The sequence below is a fragment of the Sphingobium cyanobacteriorum genome (assembly GCF_030580935.1).
GTDB lineage: Bacteria > Pseudomonadota > Alphaproteobacteria > Sphingomonadales > Sphingomonadaceae > Sphingobium > Sphingobium cyanobacteriorum.
The window spans coordinates 1-25285 of sequence record NZ_JAUQOM010000001.1 but is presented as its reverse complement, the minus strand read 5'-3'; the positions used below and the strand labels follow the sequence as shown (position 1 = coordinate 25285).

23 protein-coding genes are annotated in these 25285 nt (G+C 61.6%); 17 read left to right on the top strand and 6 right to left on the bottom strand.

Annotated elements, in window-relative coordinates:
- Positions 1-76: 76 nt before the first annotated feature.
- Positions 77-484 (bottom strand): DUF6841 family protein, encoded by a 408-nt coding sequence (locus Q4610_RS00115; protein WP_304533997.1) that lies wholly within the window; start codon positions 482-484, stop codon positions 77-79.
- A gap of 196 nt (positions 485-680) precedes the next feature.
- Here Q4610_RS00115 and Q4610_RS00110 point away from each other — a divergent pair, with 196 nt between their 5' ends.
- The 3 genes from Q4610_RS00110 (at position 681) to Q4610_RS00100 (ending at position 4214) form a co-directional block, all read left to right on the top strand.
- Entirely contained in the window at positions 681-2252 is a 1572-nt protein-coding gene (locus Q4610_RS00110; protein ID WP_304533996.1) for an AMP-binding protein, read from the top strand.
- A 74-nt stretch (positions 2253-2326) separates the two neighbouring features.
- Positions 2327-3220, top strand: coding sequence for an acyl-CoA thioesterase (locus Q4610_RS00105; protein WP_304533995.1), 894 nt, complete (start codon positions 2327-2329; stop codon positions 3218-3220).
- A gap of 193 nt (positions 3221-3413) precedes the next feature.
- On the top strand, positions 3414-4214 hold the full coding sequence (locus Q4610_RS00100) for an enoyl-CoA hydratase/isomerase family protein (protein ID WP_304533994.1): 801 nt from the start codon (positions 3414-3416) through the stop codon (positions 4212-4214).
- A gap of 69 nt (positions 4215-4283) precedes the next feature.
- Here the strand turns inward: Q4610_RS00100 and Q4610_RS00095 are convergent, their stop codons facing one another.
- The 5 genes from Q4610_RS00095 to Q4610_RS00075 form a co-directional block, all read right to left on the bottom strand.
- Entirely contained in the window at positions 4284-5042 is a 759-nt protein-coding gene (locus tag Q4610_RS00095; RefSeq protein ID WP_304533993.1) for an SDR family NAD(P)-dependent oxidoreductase, read from the bottom strand.
- Between the two features lie 47 nt (positions 5043-5089).
- Positions 5090-5365: an SDR family oxidoreductase gene (locus tag Q4610_RS00090; RefSeq protein WP_304533992.1), complete on the bottom strand. Its 276-nt coding sequence runs from the start codon at positions 5363-5365 to the stop codon at positions 5090-5092.
- Positions 5293-6465, bottom strand: coding sequence for an oxidoreductase (locus Q4610_RS00085; protein WP_304533991.1), 1173 nt, complete (start codon positions 6463-6465; stop codon positions 5293-5295). The genes Q4610_RS00090 and Q4610_RS00085 overlap by 73 nt, the downstream gene beginning before the upstream one ends.
- A gap of 184 nt (positions 6466-6649) precedes the next feature.
- Positions 6650-6985, bottom strand: coding sequence for a 2Fe-2S iron-sulfur cluster-binding protein (locus Q4610_RS00080; RefSeq protein ID WP_304533990.1), 336 nt, complete (start codon positions 6983-6985; stop codon positions 6650-6652).
- A gap of 73 nt (positions 6986-7058) precedes the next feature.
- Complete coding sequence (locus tag Q4610_RS00075; RefSeq protein WP_304533989.1) at positions 7059-8279, bottom strand: cytochrome P450; 1221 nt, start codon at positions 8277-8279, stop codon at positions 7059-7061.
- 599 nt (positions 8280-8878) lie between these two features.
- On the opposite strand from Q4610_RS00075, the gene Q4610_RS00070 reads away from it, so the two are divergent.
- From Q4610_RS00070 to Q4610_RS00005, 14 genes are all read left to right on the top strand, one after another.
- Complete coding sequence (locus Q4610_RS00070; protein WP_336622848.1) at positions 8879-10129, top strand: thiolase family protein; 1251 nt, start codon at positions 8879-8881, stop codon at positions 10127-10129.
- 38 nt (positions 10130-10167) lie between these two features.
- Positions 10168-11043 carry a fumarylacetoacetate hydrolase family protein gene (locus tag Q4610_RS00065; protein ID WP_304533988.1) on the top strand — a complete coding sequence of 292 codons (876 nt, stop codon included), beginning with the start codon at positions 10168-10170 and terminating at the stop codon, positions 11041-11043.
- A 54-nt stretch (positions 11044-11097) separates the two neighbouring features.
- Positions 11098-11868 carry an SDR family NAD(P)-dependent oxidoreductase gene (locus Q4610_RS00060; protein ID WP_304533987.1) on the top strand — a complete coding sequence of 257 codons (771 nt, stop codon included), beginning with the start codon at positions 11098-11100 and terminating at the stop codon, positions 11866-11868.
- A gap of 84 nt (positions 11869-11952) precedes the next feature.
- Positions 11953-12510: a VOC family protein gene (locus Q4610_RS00055; RefSeq protein ID WP_304533986.1), complete on the top strand. Its 558-nt coding sequence runs from the start codon at positions 11953-11955 to the stop codon at positions 12508-12510.
- Entirely contained in the window at positions 12511-13554 is a 1044-nt protein-coding gene (locus tag Q4610_RS00050) for an alpha/beta hydrolase (protein ID WP_304533985.1), read from the top strand. It begins immediately after the preceding gene.
- Positions 13555-13862: 308 nt separating this feature from the next.
- The gene (locus Q4610_RS00045) at positions 13863-14765 is read left to right on the top strand and encodes an IclR family transcriptional regulator (protein ID WP_304533984.1); all 903 of its coding nucleotides are present in this window, start codon (positions 13863-13865) and stop codon (positions 14763-14765) included.
- A 237-nt stretch (positions 14766-15002) separates the two neighbouring features.
- Positions 15003-17411 (top strand): TonB-dependent receptor, encoded by a 2409-nt coding sequence (locus tag Q4610_RS00040; RefSeq protein ID WP_304533983.1) that lies wholly within the window; start codon positions 15003-15005, stop codon positions 17409-17411.
- A 149-nt stretch (positions 17412-17560) separates the two neighbouring features.
- A complete protein-coding gene (locus Q4610_RS00035; RefSeq protein WP_304533982.1) occupies positions 17561-18121 on the top strand; it encodes a nuclear transport factor 2 family protein in 561 nt (186 codons plus the stop codon).
- A 45-nt stretch (positions 18122-18166) separates the two neighbouring features.
- Complete coding sequence (locus tag Q4610_RS00030) at positions 18167-18586, top strand: carboxymuconolactone decarboxylase family protein (protein ID WP_304533981.1); 420 nt, start codon at positions 18167-18169, stop codon at positions 18584-18586.
- A gap of 52 nt (positions 18587-18638) precedes the next feature.
- Positions 18639-19412: an SDR family NAD(P)-dependent oxidoreductase gene (locus Q4610_RS00025; RefSeq protein WP_304533980.1), complete on the top strand. Its 774-nt coding sequence runs from the start codon at positions 18639-18641 to the stop codon at positions 19410-19412.
- A gap of 38 nt (positions 19413-19450) precedes the next feature.
- Positions 19451-20464, top strand: coding sequence for a zinc-dependent alcohol dehydrogenase (locus Q4610_RS00020; RefSeq protein ID WP_304533979.1), 1014 nt, complete (start codon positions 19451-19453; stop codon positions 20462-20464).
- Positions 20464-21603, top strand: coding sequence for a sulfotransferase family protein (locus tag Q4610_RS00015; protein ID WP_304533978.1), 1140 nt, complete (start codon positions 20464-20466; stop codon positions 21601-21603). The genes Q4610_RS00020 and Q4610_RS00015 overlap by 1 nt, the downstream gene beginning before the upstream one ends.
- A gap of 358 nt (positions 21604-21961) precedes the next feature.
- Positions 21962-24250: a DNA topoisomerase IV subunit A gene (parC, locus tag Q4610_RS00010; protein WP_304533977.1), complete on the top strand. Its 2289-nt coding sequence runs from the start codon at positions 21962-21964 to the stop codon at positions 24248-24250.
- 319 nt (positions 24251-24569) lie between these two features.
- Positions 24570-25166, top strand: a complete 597-nt coding sequence (locus Q4610_RS00005) for a hypothetical protein (protein ID WP_425262509.1) — start codon at positions 24570-24572, stop codon at positions 25164-25166.
- Positions 25167-25285: the final 119 nt, after the last annotated feature.

The following is a 25285-nucleotide window of genomic DNA, read 5'->3' as shown; positions in this document are numbered from 1 at the left end:
CGCCAGCGACCATCAGGCTGGAACTGTCCAATGGAAGCCTGTCTGGACGCAGGGACGCCGTTTCACGCCGGGCGGTTCACGAAACGATGTCCGCGATCGGATGGCCGATGATGCTGGTCAGTCGCCAGCCCGCGCCGTCATTATGCGCGATATAGGTGCCGCCGGTCACTTCCGCCGCGCGATCGCCGGCGAAATGGCGGACCACTTCGACACCGGCCAGGGCGGCATCGGGACCGAGCATCCTGACGGTACAGGAGACAAGCTCGCTGCGTTCAAAGCCCTGTTCCGCCAGCCCCGACCGCATGGCCGTCATCCTGGTGATGAAATCATCGGGCGTGAAGGCCGTGGCGACGATGGGGCCGACCAGCCATGAAAATGGCAGATGATAGGACGCCAGAGCCGTTTCGAAATCAGCCGCATTGAACAGGTCTATATAGTGGTGCAGCAGCGAAGATATTTCCGTGACGGATTGATTTTCAGCCATTGCCGATCTCCTGTTTTCCATGTTCCTGCGTCTCTGACGCCATTTGCATCGTGTCCATATGCAAATGTCGGCGGCGGGGAACAAATCACGCTTGAGATTCCGTCCCGCCAGGGCCGTGCAAGGCGCGTGGGCAATTTGCGTGGACCGTCTTTTTCTTGCAAGCGATCCTGAGATTGTGGACGAAAGCGGTGATCTCATGGACGACCCTTCACTTTATCATCGGTTCCAGCAGGCGGTTGCGCTCCATGGCGCGCGCATCGCGATTACGCAGGGCGATGCGAACATCAGCTTCAGCGCGCTTGAGGCGGCAAGCCGGGATGTCGCCGCGGCCCTGATGGGTCTTGGCATCCAGCGCGGCGATCGTATCGCGATCTGGGGCGTCAACAGCATGAACTGGGTGATCGCGGCGCTTGGCATCCAGGCGGTGGGCGGCGTCCTGATCCCCATCGGCACCCGTCTTCGCGGTCGCGAGGCGGCAGGGATTTTGAGCGATGCCCAGGTGCGGCTGGTATTTTGCGATCGTGGCTTTGGTGGTTTCAGCTATGTCGATGCGCTGCGCGAGCAGGACCTGCCCGCGATGGAACGCATTGTCGTGTTCGGTGAAACCGGCGGTTCGGTGTCCGGCCCCGTCATGACGCTGGGAGCGCTGCGCGCTTCGCCCGACCGGGTGGATGACGGGGCGCTCGATGCGCGGATTGCTGCCGGTTCGGGCGATGACCTTTCCGACATCATCTTCACGTCGGGCACCACGGGCCGTCCCAAGGGGGTTCTGACCACCCATCGCAAAAGCCTGTTGGCGTGCGATATCCAGGCGGCTGAAATCAATCGCTTCACCCCGGACGACGTGTTTGCCGTGACATTCCCGTTCGCGCATAATGCCGGTTATCGCGCAGGCTGGCTGGTGTCGCTGTTTTACGGTGTGCGCGTCATCCCCATCAGCACGTTCGATGCCGGAGAATTGCTGCGGCTGATCGAGCGCGAAGGCGTGACGATGCTGCCCACCGCGCCGCCGGTGGCACAGGGGTTGATCGATCACCCCGACCGGGAACGCACCGATCTGTCCAGCCTCAAGCTGATGGGCGTTGGCGGGACGACGATCCCGGTGAAGCTGATCCGGGACATGCAGACACATCTGGGGTCGGGCACCGTGGTGCAGACGGGATATGGCCTGACCGAAGCCGCCGGTTCGCTGACCATCACCTATGATGACGATCCGCCGGAGGTGATCGCCACGACGGTCGGCCATCCGCTCAGCAACATCGAGATGAAGATACTGGGGCCGGACGGCGCGGCGCTTGCGCATGGAGAAACCGGGGAAGTGGCCGTCCGCGGACCGCAGATCACGCCTGGCTATCTCGACAATCCCGAAGCGACCGCTGCGGCATTCACCGCCGATGGCTTCCTGTTGACCGGGGATGCCGGCTGGCTTGACGAGGCGGGCAACCTGCACCTGACCGATCGGATCAAGGACATGTATCTGGTCGGCGGGTTCAATTGCTATCCTGCGGAGATCGAACGCATGATGGCGATGATGCCCGGAATTGCCACGGTTGCGGTGATCGGGATGGATGATGAGCGGCTCGGCCAGGTCGGCCTGGCATTTGTCGTGAAGGAAAAAGGCGCTGAACTGACCGAGGCCGATGTCATCGCCTGGTGCCGCGCCGAAATGGCCAATTACAAGGTGCCCCGCGCGGTGCGTTTCCTCGATGCGCTGCCGCTCAACGCGACGGGCAAGGTTGCCAAGATGGAACTGCGCGCGATGGCGTGAATGCCGGGATGGCACAAGGCCGCAAGGCCCGGTGCGGTTGATCCTGGCGCTGCATTGAAAGAAGGACACCGGCTATGAACGCGGAACCGTGCCGGCACGCCGCATCTGACATACTGGGCACCGATGCCACCAGGATCATGGAGCTTGAGCAAAGCGGTCCTGATATTTTCCGCACCTGCTTTGTCGAGCAGCGCGCCGGCGACCACCTGTTCGGCGGGCAGATCGTCGCGCAGGCGCTGGCCGCGGCGAACAGGACGGTGGAAGGGCGCGTGTGCCATTCCATGCACGCCTATTTTCTCCGGGCGGGCGTGGCATCGCGCCCGGTGACACTGACTGTCGAACGCATTCGTGACGGGGCACGTTTCTCCACGCGCCGCATCGTGGCGACACAGAATGATCGCGCGATTTTCGACATGGAATGTTCCTTCCATGCCGGGGGGGCAGGTCCGCAGCATCAGGTCGCCCAATTGCCCGATGTGCCGCCTCCTGAAGCATTGCCCAATCTCGTCAGCCTTGAAACGCTGGGCGAGGGGATGGCAGGCGAGGTCGCAATCGCCCGGCGCTTCCCGCTGCTGGAATTGCGGCTGGTCGATCATGAACGATTCGAGCAGCCCGATCCTTCCGGCCGGCGACAGATATGGATACGGATGCCAACGGCCGCCAATAGCGATGACCCGGCGGTGCACCAGCAGTTGCTTGCCTATCTGTCCGATTTCATGTTTTCCGGGGTGGTGAAACTGCCGCATCCGATTGCGTTCCGGTTGCCGCGTTTCGCCGCGACAAGCCTGGACCATGCGATCTGGTTTCACCGGGCCCATCGGTGCGAGGAGTGGCTGCTCTATGATTGCGACAGCCACCATGCTGCCGATGGCCGGGCCATGGCGCGGGGCCTGTTGCTGGATCGTGCCGGCCGACTGGTCGCAACCGTCATGCAGGAAGCATTGTTCCGTGCACTCCAGGATCGCTGAGCCGCGCCACGGACGATCTTGCAACATCGGCGCGCTGACGTCCGGGAAACGGCCGTGATCCATGCATGTCGCGGTCATTCCAGCATCCATGCGATGATTGTTCCCGGCGGGGGTGTCGGGACTTGTTTCAACGCCTGCCCGTTATAAAGCAGAAGCGATTATTCCATCCGAAAGACAAGAGGACGAAGCGCCCATGACCGTTGCAGACGATGAAGGCCTGAAGATCGAAATCGACAATGGCGTGGCGACGCTCACACTCCACATGCCATCGATGCGCAATGCATTCGGCGCCGATGTCGCAGGCGATTTCACGCAATTCTTCCGTGACGCGAATGTGCGGCAGGATGTGCGGTCCATCCTGATCAGGAGCACGGGCGACCGGGACTTCTGCCTGGGCGGCGGGCAATCAAAGATACCCACCCCGATGCCGCGCAACCCCATCGACTATCGTTTCGTATCGACCCCGCATATCGAGATGTTCAAGGCGATGTGGGAACTGGAACGCCCTGTCGTCAGCGCGGTGCAGGGCACCGTCGCGGGGGTCGGCTGGCTGCTGGCGCTGCTGGCCGACATGGTGGTTGCGGCAAAGGGGAGCCGCTGGACCCATGTGTTCGTGAAGCGGGGCATGATCCCCCATGCGGGCGATTCCTTTTACCTGCCCCGGATCATTCCCTTTCACCGGCTCAATGAAATCGCGCTGCTGGGGGACATGGTGACGGCCGACACGCTGAGCGAATGGGGCCTGATCAATCGTCTGGTGGACAAGGAACTGGTGCAGGACACGGCGCTGGACCTGGCCCGCAGGCTGGCTGATCAGCCGACACGCGGCATCGGCCTGGCCAAGCGCCATTATCGCCGGTCGCTGGAAACCGACTGGAACACGATGCTGCGCGAGGAAATGGCCGGTCAGGCGCTTTACACGACCACGGCCGACCGCAACGAAATCCTGGCGGCGGGGCGCGAAGGGCGCAAGCCTGAACTGACCGGGGATTGATGGCGCAGGCCATGCCGTGCGCTGTCGGGAATGGATTGTCGCCCCCGGCAGCGCCCGGCCCGCCGGGTATCAGAGCATGACCATGCCGCCATCCACATTGATGGTCTGGCCGGTCACATAGCGGCTGTCCTGCGACGCCAGGAACAGCGCGACCGGGCCGATGTCCGTTTCCGCGTCGCCCCAGCGTTGCAGCGACACTTCCGACAGGTTCCTTGCGGCCTCTTCGGGAAAATCGGCCAGCCATTTCTGGGCAACAGGCGTGATGGCGGAGGGGTTGATGACGTTCACCCGGATATTGTCCGGTCCCCATTCCCGCGCGGCTGTGCGGCTCAGCCCGCGAATAGCCTCCTTGGTGGCGCCGTAAATGGCATAGCCCGGCGGTGCGACGATCCCCTGCCGCGAACCGAAATTGATGATGGACCCGCCACCGCGTGCCGCCATATGGGGCCTGACCGCCTGCATGTGGTAGATCGAGCCATAAAGCCCCGATTCCACGGTTTCGGCAATCAGATCATCATCAGAATCGCTGAGCATCACGCCGGCAGTCGAGGACTGGGCGTTGTTGACCAGTATGTCCACGCCGCCGAACGTGCTGACTGCAAAAGCCACCACTTTGTCCGCATCGGCGCGGGATCGGGCATCGGCCGCAATGACCGCAACCTGAGCGCCGCGCGCTTCAAGGTCGGGAATGACATTTTCCAGCTTCCCGATCGTCCGTCCGCTCAGCACCAGTGAAGCGCCTTCAGCGGCAAATGCCTGCGCAATGCCCAGACCGACACCCTGGCCGCCGCCCGTGATGATGGCGACCTTTCCGTGCAACCTTCCCATGTCCTTCTCCCCATTTTCCCGGCCTGTCATGGCGGCAATGATCTGTGTCAGCAAATGGCGTTCATGCCGCCGTCGACCGGCACCACCAGCCCGCTGATCATCGCGGTGTCCGGTGAGCAGAGGAACATCACGGTGGCGGCGATCTCCTCCGGCGCGATCAGGCGTTTGAAGACATGATCGCCCGCCATCGCCGTCTGCTGCGCGCCCTCATCCGGTCGCGCCACGCAGGGCTTGGGTCGCCCGATGCCGATCAGGTCAGGACGGAAACGGAGGCTGGATCGAATGCAGGCAGTGGTTCGCCATTGCGGGCCTTGCGTACCCATTGCGGGTCCTGAAGGATCGCGCGGCCAACGGACGCCACATCGAATTCGCCCGCTTCGAACCGGCGAAGCAGCAGGCCCAGATTGTTCGATGCTTCCGAAATGGCGTTATCGGTGTCATATTTGCCCTTGATCAGGCCGATGCCGCCGACCGCCCCGGTCAGTTTGCCGGTCAGTTTCTTTGCCCATCCCGCGAGCGAAAGATCGCCATGCTCAGGAAAGGCGGGGGTGTTGAAATAGCGCACACTGGCATCGAACAGGTCAACGCCGGCGTCGGCAATGGGGCCGAGTATGGCCTCCAGCTCAGCCGGCGTCTCGGCCAGCTTCGCGCGGAAATCCTGTTGTTTCCATTGGGAAAACCGGAAAATCAGCGGCCGGTCCTCGCCAATGGCCGCACGGCAGGCCTTGACCACTTCGACGGCGAAGCGCGTGCGGGCGACCGCGTCACCGCCCCAGGGGGCCGGGCGGCGATTGGTTTCACCCCACAGGAAGGCGTCGATCAGATAGCCGTGCGCGCCATGCAGGGCGAGGCCGTCAAAGCCCGCCGCCACCGCGTCCCGCGCGGCCCGGCCGAAGCCGGCGACGACATCGGCAATCTCCTCGTCCGTCGGGACAGGCATGGGCGCGGACGATATGATCTGCGCCTTGTCGATATAATATTCGGCCGCTTTGGACGGGTCGCCATACAGCCCGGATGGGGAGAAGGCAGGCGCCTTGCCATCGGGCATCCGCATCGGACCCTGATGCCAGAGCTGGGGGACGATATGCCCGCCGCGCGCATGAACGGCATCGACGACCTTCGCCCATGCATCGATGGTGCGTTGACCGTCGAACAGCGGCAGATTTTCCTCTCCAAGGCCCGTATCGCCCACCGATGCCGGATGATCGGTGCCGATCGCCTCGGTTATCAGCAGGCCGGTCCCGCCTTCCACCCTTCGCTCATAATAGCCGACCACGTCCGGTCCCGGCACATTGTCGGGGCAGAAACTGCGCGTCATCGGCGCCATGATCAGCCGATTGGGGATGGTGAGGCCGCGAATGGAGAGCGGCTCGAACAGCGGCGCCAGGTCTGACGGCGTTGGATGGGAAAGGGAAATGCTCAAGCCTGTCTCTCCTTGGCATGGCCGTTGGGACAGGAGTGAGCATATTCACACGCCCGTCGCACATGCCTTTATGCGTGGCGCGCCCATGGGCGCGCCACATGTCACAACATCGCGTCTGGCGACGCATCATCCTGGATGCCGATCGGTATCGGCATGCGTATTTGACCCCAGGATCGACCCGGAATCAATATTGGGATTCGGGAATATGCACTTGCGCCCCTGCGAAATCGCTTCCCAGCTTGATCTGGCAGCTCAGCCGGCTGGTCGCGTGCCGATCGCTGGAAACGATGTCCAGCATATCCATTTCGCTTTCCGATGGCGCGTCGATACGGGCGAAGGAGGCTTCGTCGAGAAAGACGTGGCAGGTGCCGCACGACATGGACCCACCGCATTCGGCGGCGACCCCTTCGATGCCATTGTCATAGGCGACCTGCATGACGGTTTCGCCGGTCAGCCCTTCGACTTCCTGGCTTTCACCGTTGGCGGATATGAACTGAAATGTGATCTTTTGCTTGTCCATGACGATTCCACATTGTTTCAAGACGGGTTCAAATTCTTGCCTGTCGCCCGCGGCCATGCCGACGACCCGTGAATCAGGGGATCAACCGCACCGGCAGCCGGGTCGGCCCCCTGAAGGTGAGCACACCCGCGATCTCGATGGCTTCATCGGTGATGAGCGCCATGTCAGGGAAGGCCGATGTCAGTTCCTCGATCATCATGCGGATCTGCATCCGCGCGATGGGGGCGCCCATGCAGAAATGGATGCCATTGCCAAAAGCGACATGCGAACGGGCGTTCTTGCGCCTGATGTCGAATATATCGCCATTTTCATAAGTGCTTTCATCGCGGCTCGCCGACGCCAGTGACAGCAGAAGTTTGGTGCCCTTGGGGAAATGTTCGCCGCCCAGTTCGAAATCTTCCTTCGCCACCCGTCGCCAGGCCACGACCGAGGACACATAGCGCAGCCCTTCCTCGACGGCATTGGGTATCAGCGAAGGATCGTTGACCAGCGCGTTCCAGTCATCGGGCCGCCGCATCAGTTCCAGCAGGACGTTTGCCGAAGCGTTCGACGTGGTTTCATGCGCCGCCAGCAGCAAGGCGAAGGTCAGGCTCTTGATTTCATTTTCCGTCAGCCTGCTGTCGTCGCCAGCGCGCGATGCCAGCAGCCAGCTTGGATAATCGTCGCCCGGATTGACCTTGCGCTGTTCGACGAGGTCGCAGGAGAAACGCCAGAAATCCAGCAGGTCATCCGCAGCGGCCATCTGTTCTTCGCGGGTCGGGTGGCCATGCATCAACTTGACGCGCAACTCGGTCCATTTTTTGATCCTGCGGGGATCGATGTCCTTGACGCCCAGGAGAAGGAAAGCGGTCCGTGCCGGCAATTCGTAGGTCAGCGCGTCGACCAGGTCGATGCTTTCCTGGCCCTTCATGGCGGCGATATAGCCCTGCACCAGCGCCCGGACCTCCGCTTCGAACGACTGAAGCTTCTTGGGGTTGAGGAAGCCCTGCACATGGCTTCTGATGCGCGTGTGCCGCGGCGGATCGCAGGCGACCTGCACGCTTTCATTGGTGAAGCCCTGATCGACCATATATTGCAGCATTTCAGGCGGCCATGGCACCACCGCCTGCGTCGCGACGGCGGCGGAGAAGCGTTCATGATCCCGCAGCACGGCGATCACATCCTCGCGCCGCGTCACGACCCAGTAATCGATCTCCGGCGCATAGAATACCGGCACGGTCTGCCGGATTTCCGCGAACAGCGCATACATGCCTTCATGCTCGAACGGGCGAAACCGTTCTCCGGCATCGTGCATGGGGCATCCCGCCGGAATGGTGCTCGGTTGAAGCTGAGGCTGCATCATGATCTCCACATTTCACGCATTCGGCGATCAGTTGACCCTGACCACCCCTATATTCCGTCGCTATCCCGCCCAAATGCGCTGAACGCAATAAGGGCAGGCTGCAATGGCGCGCCAGGGGCATCGCAATGACCGGGCCTGCGTGTCGAAGCTGGATCGCACCGGATATTGGGAGGCATTATTTCCCGATATTTATCAATGGATTGCCATGAATGGAGCAAGAGGCGGGGCGGGGGTATCAGCGATATGATAATCAAGGGGCTGGCGTCCATGGCGGGAACTGCCGCGCTTCCTTTCCTTCAGGGCCTGTCGCGCCCCATAAGCCTGCGGGGCGGGTTTGTCCCGCGCAGGCATGACGGGAAATGCCTGTTCCGGCCCGTCGTCATCACAGTCTTGATTGCGGGTCGTCTCCGGGGTGGCAATTCTTGCTCTTGGCAAGCGCGATATGTAGGCCGTTGGGGGTCTGAGACATAGGCGATGTTCCAGAAGGGTGGCGACTTCTGCTTCGATGTGCGCCCGACCATGGCGCCTGAGGCAAGTTTAAGGCATTTGATGTGCGGTCGAACATAGACGTATATATTGTTGGTTCGGGAATGACGTCGCTTGGCAAATTTCCCGACCGTCCGCTGCGCGCGATGACGGCGATGGCCGTTGAAAAGGCGCTGGCGGATTCGGGGCTGGACAATCCTTCCTCGATCGAGGCTGCCTGGTTCAGCAATACGCGCCAGGCGCTGCTGGAAGGGCAGAACGGCATTCGGGGGGAAGTCGCGCTGCGGTCGAGCGGCATATCGGGCATACCGATCACGAATGTCGAAAATGCATGCGCCAGCGGCAGCACCGGCTTTGCCAACGCGCTGGCCTATCTCAAGGCCGGTTTCGGCGAAGTCGCGCTGGTGGTCGGCGCGGAAAAGATGTTCTTCCCGGATAATCGGGATGGCATGTTCCGGGCCTTCAAGGGCAGCACCGACGTATTGGAGTTCGACAGCCAGATCGACGCGCTTTTGTCCCTGGCAAAGGGCATGCCGATCCCCGACGGGGTGGAGCCGGCGGCGGAACGCAGCGTGTTCATGGATATCTATGCGGCCTTTGCGCGCTATCACATGGCGCGGTACGGCACGACCCAGCGGCAGATTGCGGCGGTGGCTTCAAAGAACCATCATCATTCGACGATGAACCCGGACGCCCAATATCAATTCGACCTGACGATCGAGGAAGTGCTGGCGGACAAGCCTGTTTCCTGGCCTTTCACCCGCGCCATGTGCGCGCCGATCAGCGATGGCGCGGCGGCGATGCTGTTGTGCACGGGATCGGCGCTCAAGCGCTTCAACGCCGATCGTGCGGTCCGGGTGGCGTCTTGCGCGCTTGTTTCGTCAACCGATCGCGACCCGGACGATCTTGACAATCATGTCGGTCGCCGGGCTGCGCTCCGGGCCTATGAGCAGGCTGGTGTCGGGCCTGAGGCGATGTCGGTCGCGGAAGTGCATGACGCCACGGCTTTCGCGGAAATCATCCAGATCGAAAATCTCGGCTTCTGCCCGCGGGGCGAGGGCGGGGCGATGACGGACTCCGGCGCCACCGCGCTTGGTGGCCGGATACCCGTCAACCCGTCTGGCGGCCTGCTGTCCAAGGGGCATCCGGTGGGGGCGACAGGCATTATCCAGTTGCATGAACTCACCACGCAGTTGCGGGGAGAGGCCGGCGCGCGACAGGTGGACAATGCGCGCTGGGCGATAGCGGAAAATGGCGGGGGCTTCCTTGGCTATGAGGAAGCGGCAACCACCGTCACCATTCTGGGCGGCGAATAGACATTATCAACATCCAACGGAACAAGAAGGTCGGACCAATGAAATTGACCAGTTATGTCGGCCCTGATGGACGCGAAAGCTTTGGGATCGTAACGGGCAGCATCGACAAGCCGGAAGGGATTATCGATCTGGGCGCGCGCTATGCGTCGCTGCGCGATTTGCTTGCCGACGCGGAGGGCATGGCCTTCGCGCGATCGCAGCAGGATGCGACCCCGACCTCTTCCTTTGCGGATGCAAAGCTTCTGCCGGTCGTGACCAAGCCCGACAAGATCCTCTGCGTGGGCGTCAACTTCGCCAGCCATGTCAAGGAAACCGGCCGCGAAACGCCGACCAAGCCGATGATCTTCATGCGTTATGCGGAGAGCCAGGTCGGCGCCAACCAGGATTTGCTGTGCCCCAAGGTGTCCGAAAAGTTCGACTATGAAGGCGAACTGGCGGTCATCATCGGCAAGCGGTGCCGCTATGTGCCCGAAGACAAGGCGCTGGATTATGTGGCGGGCTATGCCTGCTATAATGACGGCAGCGTGCGCGACTGGCAGAAGCATTCGCAGCAGTTCGGCCCCGGCAAGAATTTCCCGCAGACCGGCGCCCTGGGACCATGGATGGTCACCAGCGACGAATTGACCGACATTAGCGCACAGTCGCTCAAGACGCGCCTCAATGGCCAGGAAGTGCAGACCGCGACGCTCGACGACCTGATCTTCGACGTGCCTGCACTGGTCGCCTATTGTTCGTCGTTCATCACGCTCGAACCGGGCGACGTGATCATTTGCGGCACGACGGGTGGCGTCGGCGCCTTCCATCAGCCGCCTTTGTGGATGAAGGCAGGCGATACGGTCGAGGTGGAAATTTCCGGCATCGGCATCCTGCGCAATGGCGTCGTCAAGGAAGCGGACGATTTCGCCATTTTGTGACGGTGCGGGCAGCACCCGCCCCCTATGATCGACGAGATGTTTCAGGAGAATTCCATGGAAAAACGCCATGCAGGCAAGGTTGCGGTCATCACCGGCGCCGCAGCGGGCATCGGTCGCGCCTTTGCGGTGCGCCTTGCATCGGAAGGTGCCGAGATCGCGGTCGTTGACCTCAATGCCGCCGACCAGACGCTGGAAGAAGTCAAGGCGGCCGGCGGTCGCGCCGTCGCGTTTCAGTGCGACGTTGCCGATCCCGCCGCGATCGCCAGGCTTGGCGACGATGTCGAGAAGGCATTTGGCCGTTGCGACATTCTCGTCAACAATGCGGGCATCTTTCCGAGCCGCAAGTTCGAGGATATCGAACTGGAGCATTGGCGGCACATGATTGCGGTCAATCTGGATTCGGTATTCCTGATGTCGAAGCGTTTCGTGCCGGGTATGCGGGACCGCAAATGGGGCCGGGTCGTCAACATGGCGTCCAACAGCTTTGGCCAGGTCGCGCCGGGGCTGACCCACTATATCGCCAGCAAGGGCGGCGTGATCGGCTTCACGCGCGCGCTCGCCAGCGAACTGGGCGCCGAAGGGATCACCGTCAACGCCATCGCGCCCGGCTTCACCCGTACGGAGGGGACGCTTGCGCGCGAACCCAATTTCCGCGGCCACACGTCCGAGCAGCTTTACGGCATCCTGGCGGAGCGTCAGGCCATTCCGCGCGCGCCGACGCCGGAGGATATGGCCGGGACATTGTCCTATCTGGTCAGTGGAGATGCCGACCTTATCACGGCGCAGACTTTCTACGTCGACGGCGGGCTGGTCCGCGCGTCGTGATGCCGGATGGCCGTCCTTCGCGACGATCGGGTGTGCCGATGTCGCAGGGGCGGCCCCGATACCTGAAGAAGGGATAATGAACGCATGACACTGGCGCCGCCAAACGCCCAATTCCGCCATGTCGGCCTCTATGTGCGTGACATTGACGCCATGGCGGGCTTTTACCAGCGCGTCCTGGGCATGGTCGTGACGGACAGCGGGCCGACCGAACGCGGCGGCCGGATCATGTTCCTGAGCCGCAGCCCGCTCGAACATCATCAACTCGTGCTGGTCGAGGGGCGGAATGACGCCATGGGCGTGGGGCTGATCAACCAGCTCTCGTTCCGGCTGGATTCGCTCAAGGATCTTCAGCGCTTCAACGCGATCATCAAGGCCGAAGGCGTCCGCGTCGATCGCACCATGAACCACGGCAATGCCTGGAGCATCTACTGCTTCGACCCGGAAGATAACCGTATCGAACTTTATGCCGGATCGCCCTGGTATATCGCCCAGCCATGCGCCGAACCGCTGGACCTGGAAGAAGCGGAAGAGACGATCCTGGCAAAGACGGACGCGCTGGTCCGTGCTGATCCCACCTTCATGCCGAAGGAAGAATGGGCGCGGCGCCAGGCGGAGGCTGTCGGGATCACTCCAGCCGAATGAATGGCCGACAGCGGCGCGGGTGAAAGGGATGGCCCGGTGGTCGCGGCGGGCCGGCGATCGTCAGGGGCGTGCTTTACTGGCCGCCATGTTGGGAAAGTGATGGGCGTGATGACGGTGGACCGGGATTTTCAGGCGATCCTTGATGTGATCAACGCGATGCCGCCCACCGACTTTTCGCGCCCGCCCGCCGATCTGGCGCAGGAAATGCGGTCCGCGCCGGTCATGATCCCGCCATTGCGCAATCCGGTATCGGTCGAGGTGCGCAAGGTTCCGGCCGGGGACGGCCATGCTGTTCCCGTGCGCATCTATCGTCCGTCCTCGCCGCGTCCCCATGCGGTGCTGATCAGCATGCACGGGGGCGGCTGGGTGCGGGGATCGCTCGACGCCGATGAGTTCAGATGTCATCTGATCGCCCATGACAGCGGGTGCGCCGTGGTGTCGGTCGATTATCGGCTCGCGCCGGAATATCCATTTCCGGTGCCGCTGGAAGATTGTCTGGCGGTGACGGAATGGGTGGCCGCGCAGGCAGCGGCCCTGGGCTTCGATCCCGACCGGATCGGCATTGCCGGCGACAGCGCGGGCGGCAATCTGGCCACGGCCGTCGCGATGATCGCGCGCGATCGCGGTGGACCGGACCTTCAATGCCAGATCCTGCTATATCCGGTGTGCGATCATGATTTTGATCGCCCTTCCTATCTTGAAAATGCCCAGGGCAAGCTGCTGACGCGCGCGCATATGATGTGGTTCTGGGATCAATATGCGGGGCAGGCGGACCGCAACCAGGCGCATCTCAGCCCCTTGCGTGCGGACGATCTGCGCGGCTTGCCGCCGACCCTGCTGATCACGGTGGAGCATGACCCGTTGCGGGACGAGGGCGAATTATATGCCAGCAGGCTGCGCGAGGCTGGCAATCAGGTCGAATCCCTGAGGATGGATGGCCTTATCCATGCATTCCAGTCCGTTGCCGTCCAGCATCCCAGGAGCATCGAGTCCTTGAAAATCGTGACGGACTTCGCGAAGCGGCATCTTGGCCATCCTGCCTGATATCGCCTTTTGCCCCTGTTGCGGCTGACCATCGGCAAGGGGCGCGATGGCCCCGCCGGCAAGCCGATCGAACCAGGCGGCTATGCTGGATTTATATAAATATATGGAATAACAGGAAAATATCTGGAATCGGGCAGCGTCCCGGTCCGCACGGACCTGCGCGCCTGCCCTCCGGCATGCCCGTTGGAAACCGGCCTGCCGGCCCCGGATCGGTGGTCCGTTGATTCCGGCTGCAAAGACATGCAGTGCATATTGCCCGATAACCGAACATATGTTAGGTTTCTTCAAAAGCCGATTGGAGAGGACATATGGAACTTTCAAGACTTGGTCGGGCATTGGGTGAATGCTGGGTTGCCGGGCATGAGCAGGACGAAACCGATCATATCGTGAAGTCCGCAGGCCGCGTGCTTCGCATTCTCGAACTGTTCGATGTTCTCAAGCGTGAGGCGCTTGTTTCCGAAGTGTCGGAACTGCTTGACCTGCCGCAGTCGAGCACCTCGGTCCTGCTGCGCAGCCTCGTCGTGATGGGCTATCTGTCCTATAATGCGCCGACACGCGCCTTTGCGCCGACAACGCGCGTCGCCCTGCTGGGAAGCTGGGTCAATGGTCCGCTCCTGAGCGATGGTCCGCTGATCCGGCTGATGCATCGCCTGAATGTACGGACCGGCCAGGCTGTGGTGCTGGCGGTGCGCAATCATGTCTGGTCCCAATATATCCATGTCGTCCAGGCGACCAGCCCGGTCAGGCTGTATGTCGTCAAGGGGTCGCGGCGCCCGCTTGCCTGTTCCGCGACGGGACTGACCCTGATTTCGGACCTGCCGGACAGCGAGATCAAGCGTATCGGCATCCGGTACAATGCCGAGCCGCAAGAGGTGGATCTGAAGGTTCCCGTCTCGCAACTGATTGAAAGGGTGCAGGCGGTGCGCAGTAATGGATATGCATTCCAGCATGACACCGTGACCCCCGGCGCCGGTGTGGTCGCGATGCGGCTGCCCCAGTTTGAAATGACCGAGGAGCAGCTTTCCATCGGCCTTGCCGCGCCTACCGACATATTGCGCGAGAACAAGGATGCGTTCGTTCTCGCACTGCATGAAGAAATTGCCGCGCACCTGACAGGTCCGGTTGTCGAACCATCCCTGCGTCTGGATACGGCAATGGCGTCGTCCTTTACAGACTCCACCCGCCGGGATTGCGCGCTGGCAGCCCTGTAAACTTGGCGTTCTTTTGTCCGGGCGCTTTTCAGGCGTGCATGGATGATCATGACGGTGTCGGCCGGGAGTGATCCTGGCCGGCCTCGCTTTATTGCCGAAAATGAGGCGAAGCTATTTCATTCCTGATTGCTAGGCGCTCACAGTAAAATACAGTCGAGGAATCCTTCCGGCTTTTGTAGATTGCTCCCAACTGGCGGTTCAAAGCCAGGGAGCCGTTTACTCCGGGGAGGAAACCACATGAAATTCAAAGTCAATCGCGCTGCCGCAGTCTCGTGGGCAGCGATTTCCGCAGCATTTCTCGCTATGCCAGCCGCTGCGCAGGATCAGGCTCCGGCGAGCGACAGCGCTGCGGCGACGGGCGCCGGCAACGAGCTGGGCGATATCGTCGTGACCGCGCGGAAAGTGGGTGAAAATGCCCAGTCGCTTCCCATTACCGTGGCGGCGTTCAGCGGACAGCAGATTCAGGAGCGGGTTGTCCTGACGGCCCAGGATTTGCAGACCGTGACCCCCGGCCTGACGGTTTCCAACAACTCCACAGGCGGCGTGCCGATCTTCGCGATCCGCGGTACGGCGACCGAACTGGGCGTCGACGGTGGCGTGGCGCTTTACCTGAACGACGTTCCGCTGATGTCCACCGTGGGTATCATGAACGCCTTCTATGATGTTTCCACGGTGGAAGTGCTCAAGGGGCCGCAGGGGACGCAGTTCGGCACCAATACCACGGGCGGCACGATTACCGTGCGCACGAACCTGCCGACCGACAAGTTCGAAGGCTATGTCAAGGCCGGTTATGGCAATTACAACCGCCACGAATTTGAAGGCATGATCAATATTCCGGTCAATGACGTGCTGGGTTTCCGTTTCGCGGGCAATTATGTGAAGCGCGACGGATATGTGAAGAACCTGATTGCCGCAGGTGGCGCGCCTAAGGATTTCTCGGACGAAAATCATTACTCCCTGCGCGGCACGATGTCTTTGAACAGTGGCCCGATCGACAGTGTTCTGATTCTCGATTATTATGATCGCGATGAATCGCCGACGGGCGGCATTCCGCTCGCATTCCGTCCCGATGCCGGTTTCGGGATTGATCTGGCGACGCTGGGCGCGCGCCTGGGGACGCGCAAGACCATCTATGTGGGCGCCGATCCGTCCGGCATGACCAAGGATCTGTATGGCCGGGCAAAGCTGTTCGGGCTGGAGCACAGGGTCAACATCGAACTGGCCGACAATCTGACCCTGCGCAACGTCGTTGGTTTCCGGCGTGATCATACCACCACGTCGGAAGATACGGCCGGCGTTTCCCTCGCGCTGGTGAATGTCCTCAAGGATACCAAGACCAATCAGTGGACCGACGATATCACGCTGCGTCACACCGCGCTTGACGGGCGGCTGCGGACCAGCCTGGGCGGCTACTTCCTGCTGAATGACAAGACCGAAGGCATCAACGCGAATGTCGGGCAGAGCCTCTTCCTTTCGGGAGCGTTCGGCTTCAGCTTGCCGCTGGTCATCGACATTTATAATTTCGAGAAGAAGAAGTTCAATTCGAAGTCAGTCTATCTGAACTCTGAATTCGATATCACCGATAGCCTTGGTATTTCCGGTGGTGTCCGTTACAACTGGGACCGGGTTTCATCGCGTGTTTCGGTTTCTCAGGCCACGGGTGTTCTGCCGAACTACGGCTTCAATTTCCTGCCGGATGCCCAGACGCCCTGCAACGCTGCGGCACTGCTGTTCTACACCGACAAGGATCTGACTTCCTGTATCGGCCAGCGCGGCAAGAGCTTCCGGGCGCCAAGCTGGAACTTCGTTGTGACCAACAAGTTCAGTTCAAAGGTTCTGGCCTATGCGAAGATCAGCCATGGCTATCTTGCCGGGGGCACGAATTTCACGATCCGCGAAGTGCCTTTCTTCGACCCGGAAAAGACGACGATGATCGAGGCCGGCCTGAAGGCGGACTGGTCGATCGGCGATCGGCCGGTACGGACCAATATCGCGCTCTATCGCGGCCGGACCACCAACAAGCAGGTCAATGTCAACGTCAATTATGACGATGGCTTCTCCGGTTACGGCGTCTTGAATGCGGCGAAGCAGAATGTGTATGGCCTCGACTTCGAAATGCGTGTTTCGCCGGTCGAGAACCTGACGCTGGATGCGAGCTACAATTACATCAAGTCGAAGTTCAAGGAGTTCGTCCTGCCTGGTCTGGGTGGAAATGCGGATGGTCTGACTGGCGCCACGCTCGTACCTCCTACGGACCTGAGCGGCGCCACGCCCGCACAGACCCCCAAGCATCAGCTCAACCTGGCGGCGACCTATGAATGGCCGATCGATCCTGCGTCCGGCAAGGTGACGACGACGATTTCGGGTTACTATACGAGCAAGATCACGCAGACGAACATCTTCCCGGACTATAATGCCTCGTTCGGGCAGCAGTTCAATCAACTGGACAGCTACTTCATCGCCAGTGCGTCGATGAACTGGGAAAATGTCATGGGTTCGCCGATCAGCGCCCAGTTCTGGATCAGGAATATGTTCGACAAGGAATATATCACTGCTCGCAACACCCAGTTCCAGGCCTTTGGCTATGCAACGGCCGTATTCGGTGCGCCCAGGACCTTCGGGGCAAGTGCCACCGTCCGGTTCTGATCCATCAGGCCTTCGTGCAGGGGCGTGATTGTTGACGAGGATAAGGCCGGGGCTTGGGTTCTACCTGGGTTCCGGCCTTGTCATTTTGCGCAATGGTGCGGTTGCGTGTGGCAATGGTTTGATATGGCGCCCGCAATCTGGGAGAATCCATGACGGAACTGGCAGACCTCATCCGCCGGATCGAACGCACGGAAGCGCGGCAGGCGATCGGCGAACTGCCCGCCCGCTATGCCCTGGCGGTGGATGCGCGGGATATCGATGCCTGGGTCAGGCTGTTCGTCGAAGATGTGAATTGCGGCCGGCGCGGCAAGGGGCGGGAGGCTTTGCGCAGCTTTATCGAACCCAATCTGCGCAGCTTTTATCGCTCCATCCACCAGATTTGTGGCCATATCGTCGATTTTGTCGATGACGACAGGGCGACCGGCACGGTCTATTGCCGGGCCGAGCATGAGGATGGCGACCAATGGATCGTCATGGCTATCATCTATTTCGATCACTATGTGCGCCGGGATGGCCGCTGGTATTTCGAACGGCGGCGTGAAAAGCACTGGTACGCGGTCGATGCGCTGGACCGTCCTCGCCCGCCATTTCAGCTTTGGGCGCGATCTCTGGATCACCACCCGACCTTGCCGGGCGACTTTGCGACCTGGCGCCCTTTCTGGGACGACCTTGATGAAGGCGACCTGTCGGCGCTGACGGGGCAGCCCTGATATGATCGTGCCCGAAAACCGATCCAACCGGATGGAAAGTCAGTCATGAACGACATAACGGAACGTGGCCTGACGCTTTTTGCCGAAATCATGGGCGATCAACCCGCCGGCCAGTTGCGCGCCAGCCTGGATGGCGACGATTTCGGTGCGGCGATCGGCAAGCTGGCGACCGACTTCGCATTTGGCAGCGTCTGGGCGCGGGAAGGGCTGGAACGCAAGCAGCGCAGCCTGGTCGTGATCGGCGTCCTGATCGCCCTTCGCCAGATGCAGGAATTGAAGAATCATATCAGGATCGGCCTGACCAACGGATTGACCGTGGGCGAGATTGAGGAAGCGTTGATCCAGACGATCCCTTATGTCGGGTTTCCAGCCGCAGCGAGCGCAACGAGCGCGATCATCGAAGTGCTGCGTGAACGGAATCTCGCCACCGGATCCCGTACGGCCGAAGAACGGGGGCTGCTGTAATGCGCCCGCTGGCATGGAAGCGGCCTGCTGCATTTTTCGGATGGGGAAGGGCATGAAGATTTCAACGGGTCAGGTCGCCGTCGTGACCGGCGCGGCAAGCGGGATCGGGCGTGGTCTGGCGACCCGCTTTGCCGAACTGGGGTTGCGACTGGTGCTGGCCGACCTTGACGAGGATCGTCTGGCCGATGCCGCCGCCGATTGCGCACGGGACGGCGTGGATGTCGTCGCGCAACGCACGAACGTGGCCGATGCGGGAGAGGTCGAACGGCTGCGTGACGTGGCGCTGGCGCGCTTTGGCCAGGTCGATATCCTGTGCAACAATGCCGGCATCGTGTCCCCCTTTCGCCCGATGTGGGACAATCCGCTGGTCGACTGGCAACGGGTGATCGATGTCAATCTGTGGGGAGTCATCCACGGCATCCGTTCGTTCGTGCCGGCAATGGTGGCAGCCGGGCGGGGGCATGTGGTCAACACCGCTTCGATGGCTGGCCTGATCGTCGTGCCATCGAACGGGATCTACAACGCCACCAAGCATGCGGTCGTGTCGCTGTCGGAAACGCTGGAGGCGGATCTGAAGGCGGCGGGACATGATGTGGGCGTGACCGTGCTGTGCCCAGGGCTGGTGGATACGGCCATGAACGGCGATCCATCCATGGCCGTTCCCGTGCCCTCTGGCGCGCTGTTCCTGAAGCCAGCCGATGTCGCGCGCCAACTCGTGTCGGCCATCGAGCGTAACCAGCTTTACCTTGCGACCAATCCGGGATCGGACATGTTGATCCGGGCGCGGCAGGAACGGGTGTCGCAGGAAGCCGGGCAGCCATTGTGAGCCGGCGCTGGACCTGATCTGTAGAAGAGGAACCATTGATGCGTGCACTGCTGTTCAAGGCGCCGGGCGAACCGCTGGCGCTTGAAACCATCCCCGATCCAGAACCGGGCGAAGGCGAAGTCGTTATCCGCGTGGCCCGTTGCGGCGTGTGCGGGACGGATGTTCACGCCACCAGCGGACATGGATTTCCGATGGCGCCCGACAGCCAGTTGGGTCATGAATATGGCGGAGAAGTCGTTGCGGTCGGCAAGGGTGTGGATCGTTTCGCGGTGGGAGATCGCCTGGCCGCGATGACGGTCGTGGGGTGCGGTCACTGCGATGGCTGCAAGACCGGCATCGACCTGCTGTGCACCAATCAGTTTGTCGGCTATGCCCATGGCCTTGCCGAATATGCGCGGGTCAACGCTCGCGGCGCGACCAAGCTGCCTGCCACGATGAGCCTCGCCGACAGCGCGCTGGTCGAACCGATGTCCGTGGGCGGGCGTGCCGTGCGCCTTGCCAATCCTGACAAGGACAGCAAGGTGGTGATCATCGGTCCCGGACCGATCGGGCTGTCCGTCCTGTTCTGGCTGCAACAGCGCGGTGTCAGCAATATTGTCATGCTCGCATCGAGCGGACGCCGCAAGCCGCTGTCCGACAAGATGGGCGGCAACCAGTTCGTGATCGAAAGCGACACTGCCAAGGAGGAAATCCATGCCATCCTGGGCGGCGCACCGGACATCGTGTTCGAGGCCGCGGGCGTGCCGGGCGTGCTCGGTCGGGCCATCGACCTGGTGCGGGGCCAGGGGCTGATCGTCGGCCTTGGCTTTTGCCTCGTGCCCGACCAGATCGTGCCTGGCATGGCAATGATCAAGGATGTGACGATCCGTTGGTCGACGATCTTCACGCGCGACGATTTCGCGGCCAGTGCCGACGCCATCGATCGTGACAGCGTGCTGGCGCAGGCCATGGTGACGGATATCGTCGGCATGGATCAGGGCGTCACGGCGTTTGAGGAATTTCGCAAAGGGCAGGGGAGCAGCGGCAAGCTCCAGATCGATCCGTGGGGCTGATGATGACACAGACATGGCAATCGCGTTTCGATGCGCTGCACCAGCGTGCGGCGGAGCAGGCCGGACTGCATGATTTTGGTGACACCGGCTATCATAAGGGGCTGCGCGTCCTGCTCGAATCCCTGGATGAAGAAGGGGTGAAGGGCGGAAAAGCCGCCGTTGCAGAGAGCGCGATCCTCGCGGCCTTCGCCGCACGGCTGCAAGCCGAGGCGCAGTGGAAAGCCCATCCTGAGTATCGGACGCGGGAAATTCCCGCGCCCTTGATCGTCATCGGGGTGCCGCGGACAGGGACGACGGCGCTGCACAACCTGCTGAGCCAGGATGCGCAATTCCAGGGGATCGAAAGATGGATATGCGACGCGCCGCTTGTCCGGCCGGCGCGCGAAAGCTGGGAAAGCCATCCGCAATATAAAGCGAGCGTCGCTTTGTACGAACAGTTCATGGCGGTCGCGCCGCAGGCGATGGTTGCCCATGGCGTAAAGCCCGACGATGTGGACGAATGCCTCCTGCCGATGGCGCAGAGCTTCTGTTCCAATAATTTCCCGTCGCAACTGGACCTTGCGGGCTATGACAATTGGCTCATGACGGCTGACGAAACTCCGTCCTACAGCCGTTACAAGGATGTGCTGCGACTGGTCGGGTTGCATGATGACCGGCGCTGGCTGTTGAAAAACCCCAGTCATGTCTTTGGAATTGACGCATTGCTGGCGGTATTCCCGGACGCCTGCATCGTGCAGACGCATCGGCACCCTGCGGACTCGATCGCGTCCGTGACCAGTTTGCTGGATAATTTCATGTCCCCGCTGTTCGGCGAACCGATCGACCGGCAACGCCGGTTGAAGCGCGAAGCCGATTTCTGGTCAGAGGGCGTCCGGCGCACCATGGCGGCGCAGGATCGCGCCCCTGATCGTTTCGTGAACGTCCTGCAAAAGGATATTCGCGTCGATCCGCTGGGCGTCGTGCGCAAAATCTATGCGCAATTCGGGCTTGCGCTGTCGGCTGAGGCCGAAGCTGCGATGCGGGCATGGGCGGAAAGAAACGCGCAAGCGGGCGGGGAGGGCCATAGCTACGAGAAGATCGGTCGCGATGATCCTCTGATCGATCCGTTCGCGCCCTATATTGAACGCTATGGCCTATGACCATGGTGGGCGGTTCATGATGAAGGTCGAGATTGTGAACCGGGCCGGATTTGCTGGTGGTTCCAGATTCTGATCAAGTGGACGGGGCTGAGCCAGGTCACGCAATGGCTTGCACCCGATGTGCGCGCGCGGGCGGGATGGATGATGCGGGACGGACGAAGCCGATCATCCGTCCCGCCATTGTTTCCATCCCGGCGTACATGGCCATGTGGTGATCGGGTGAAGAAGGCCGATGCCATCGACCGCTATGGGGGCGTGACGATCCTTTGGGATCACCGGAGCATGTCCGACAGGCGCATCGCCGGCTTTCTGAGCAAATCCGTTTCCGTTTCGTGCCCGCTTTGCTAAGCCAGCCGGGATGACTGATTTTCGCGACCCGTTCGACGCCATCAAGGATCACCCGTTCGACGATGCGCTCTCGCAGCGCTACCTCGTCTATGCGCTATCGACCATCACGGCACGGTCGCTGCCCGACCTGCGCGATGGGTTGAAGCCGGTGCATCGCCGCCTGCTCTGGGCGATGCGTCTGCTCAAGATGGAGCCGGGCGGCGCGTCACCTGACGTGCTGGTCGCCAATCCGGCGCGCAACACCACCAGTTACAAGAAATGTGCCCGCGTCGTCGGCGACGTTATCGGCAAATATCATCCGCATGGCGACTCTTCGGTCTATGACGCCATGGTGCGCCTGGCGCAGGACTTCTCGCTGCGCACGCCGCTGGTCGACGGGCAGGGCAATTTCGGCAATATCGACGGCGATAATGCGGCGGCGATGCGCTATACCGAAGCGCGCCTGACCCAGGCGGCCGCCGATCTCATGTCCGGGCTGGACGAAGGCACGGTCGATTTTCGTCCCACCTATAATGGTGAGGATGAGGAGCCGGAGATATTCCCCGGCCTGTTCCCCAACCTGCTCGCCAATGGCGCCAGCGGTATCGCGGTCGGCATGGCGACCAGCATTCCGCCGCATAATGTGAGCGAACTGATCGACGCCGCCAACCTGCTGATCGACGATCCCGACGCCGATCATGCCGCGCTGATGCAGATCGTGAAGGGACCCGATTTCCCGACCGGCGGCGTGCTGGTCGACAGTCCTGCCATCATCTCCGAAGCCTATGCCACCGGGCGCGGCGCGTTCCGCACGCGCGCGCGCTGGCACAAGGAGGATGGCGGGCGCGGCACCTGGGTCGCGGTGGTCACGCAAATCCCCTATCAAGTCCAGAAATCCAAGCTGATCGAACAGATCGCGGCGCTGATCAACGACAGGAAGCTGCCGATCCTGGCCGATGTCCGCGATGAATCGGATGCCGAAATCCGTATCGTCATCGAACCGCGCGCCCGCACCGTGGACGAACAGGTGCTGATGGACAGCTTGTTCCGCCTCACTGACCTGGAAAACCGTTTTCCATTGAACCTCAACGTGCTGGACGCCACCCGCACGCCGCGCGTGCTGGGATTGAAGCCACTGCTGATCGAATGGCTCAAGCACCAGATCGACGTGCTGGTGCGCCGTGCCCAGCATCGGCTGGAGAAGATCGCCGGCCGGCTGGAACTGCTCGACGGCTATATCATCGCCTATCTCAACCTCGACCGGGTGATCGAGATCATCCGCACGGAGGATGAGCCCAAAGAGGTCATGATGGCCGAATTCGCCCTGAATGACCGGCAGGTGGAGGCGATCCTGAACATGCGGCTGCGCAGCTTGCGCAAGCTGGAGGAGATGGAACTGCGCCGCGAACATGCCGAACTGGTCAAGGAAAAGGAGGAACTGGAGAAGCTGGTCGAAAGCCCGGCCCGCCAGCGCAGCCGCCTGAAGAAGGATCTCGCCGCGCTGCGCAAGCGCTATGGCCCCGAAACCGATTTGGGCCGCCGCCGATCGCTGGTGGAGGAGGCCGCGCCCGCACGCGAAATTCCGCTGGAGGCGATGATCGAACGCGAGCCGATCACCGTCATCCTGTCCGAACGTGGCTGGATCAGGGCGATGAGCGGCCATCGCGACCTGGCGGCCGCCGACACGCTGAAATTCAAGGAAGGCGACGGGCCGCAATTCGCCTTCCACGCCTACACCACCGACAAGCTGCTGCTGGCGACCGCGACCGGGCGCATCTATACGCTGGCGTCGGACAAGCTGCCGGGCGGGCGCGGCTTTGGCGATCCGGTGCGATCGCTGATCGACATGGACAATGAAGGGGCGATCGTCGCGCTGATGCCTGCGCGCACGGGAACCGACCTGCTGCTGGCATCGTCCGATGGCCGCGGTTTCCTGGCCGCCACGGCGGATCTGATGGCCGAAACCCGCAAGGGCAAGCAGGTGGTGAATATCCGCCCCGGCGCGAAGCTCAGCGTCATTCGGCCCGTTCCGGCGGAGGCGGACAGCGTGGCGGTGATCGGGGAAAATCGCAAATTACTGGTCTTTGCGCTCAACGAAATGCCAAAGATGGCGCGCGGGCAAGGGGTGCAGATGCAGCGTTATCGCGATGGCGGCCTGTCCGATGCGATAGCCTTCAAACTGTCCGACGGGCTGAGCTGGACGATGGGCGGCGAGTCCGGGCGCACCCGGACGGAGAGCGACATGCTGCCCTGGAAAGTCGCGCGGGGCGCCGCCGGACGGATGCCACCCAATGGCTTCCCCCGCGACAATCGGTTCTAATGTGGTGGATTTGAAATTCGCCACATTTCTCGGCAAGGTTGGGCGCGAATTTCAAATCCTTGAACCACACTGGAATCAGATATTTGCTCGTGCCCCTTATGAATCTGAAGTTCGTTCAACGTCTGCCAAATAAGGTGACGAACTTCAGATTCGGGTCACTGGGGCGGAATGACGTCGGATTGACCACTGCGTCCTTGCGGGCGCAGCGCAGCAATCCATCCCGCGCCATGGATTGCTGCGCTGCGCTTTTCTGTCGACGCCCGAAACATAAGCGGTCGATATTTCCCGAAAATTTACTCCTGCCCGATACAGCCGGGGTATGGAATCCATCTCGGTGCGCAACTTTCCGGTCGACAAGACCCGCGCCACCCCCTTGACCGGGGAGGATGACGCGCATCTCAATCACACCATCGCGATGACTGAATGGTTGGCCGCACTGCCTCAGCTTGCGGCCATATTTTCATTTGAAAACAGTGAAATAAGCTTCGTCCATGGGAATGATCGCTTCGTTGCGGCATTCCGTTCCCCTGCTCCACGCAATCCGTTGACGGCCAGGGTCGCCAATGAATGGCGCGAACGGATCAAGGCCTTCATCCTGTCCGGTCGCGATTCGGAAAGTTTCGAATTGCGGCGCGACGGCAAGCTGGGGCCGGAATATTTCATGTGCACCATCGGTCGCCTGCCTGCGGTCGATGGCCGTCAGGAACATTATCTGTTTACCGCGATCGACCGCACCAGTGAGCGGACGATCGAGAAGAATTTGCGGCGCGAATTGCTGTCCGACGGTTTGACAGCGCTGCCCAACCGCACCGGCTTTGGCGAAGAGATTGACGATCGGCTGGCCAATTCGGGCTGGCCCAGCAATGCCCAGTTCGGCATCATCGCGATCGACCTCAGCCGCTTCAGCCGGGTGTGAGAACGGCGGAGCAATATTCGACCACGGTAGCGGCGGGATAGTCCTGCTGCGGGCGGCGTAAAAGTCGTCCACCTTGAAGCCTTTCTGCCGAGTCAGGGAGGTGTGGGGATCTACAGCGT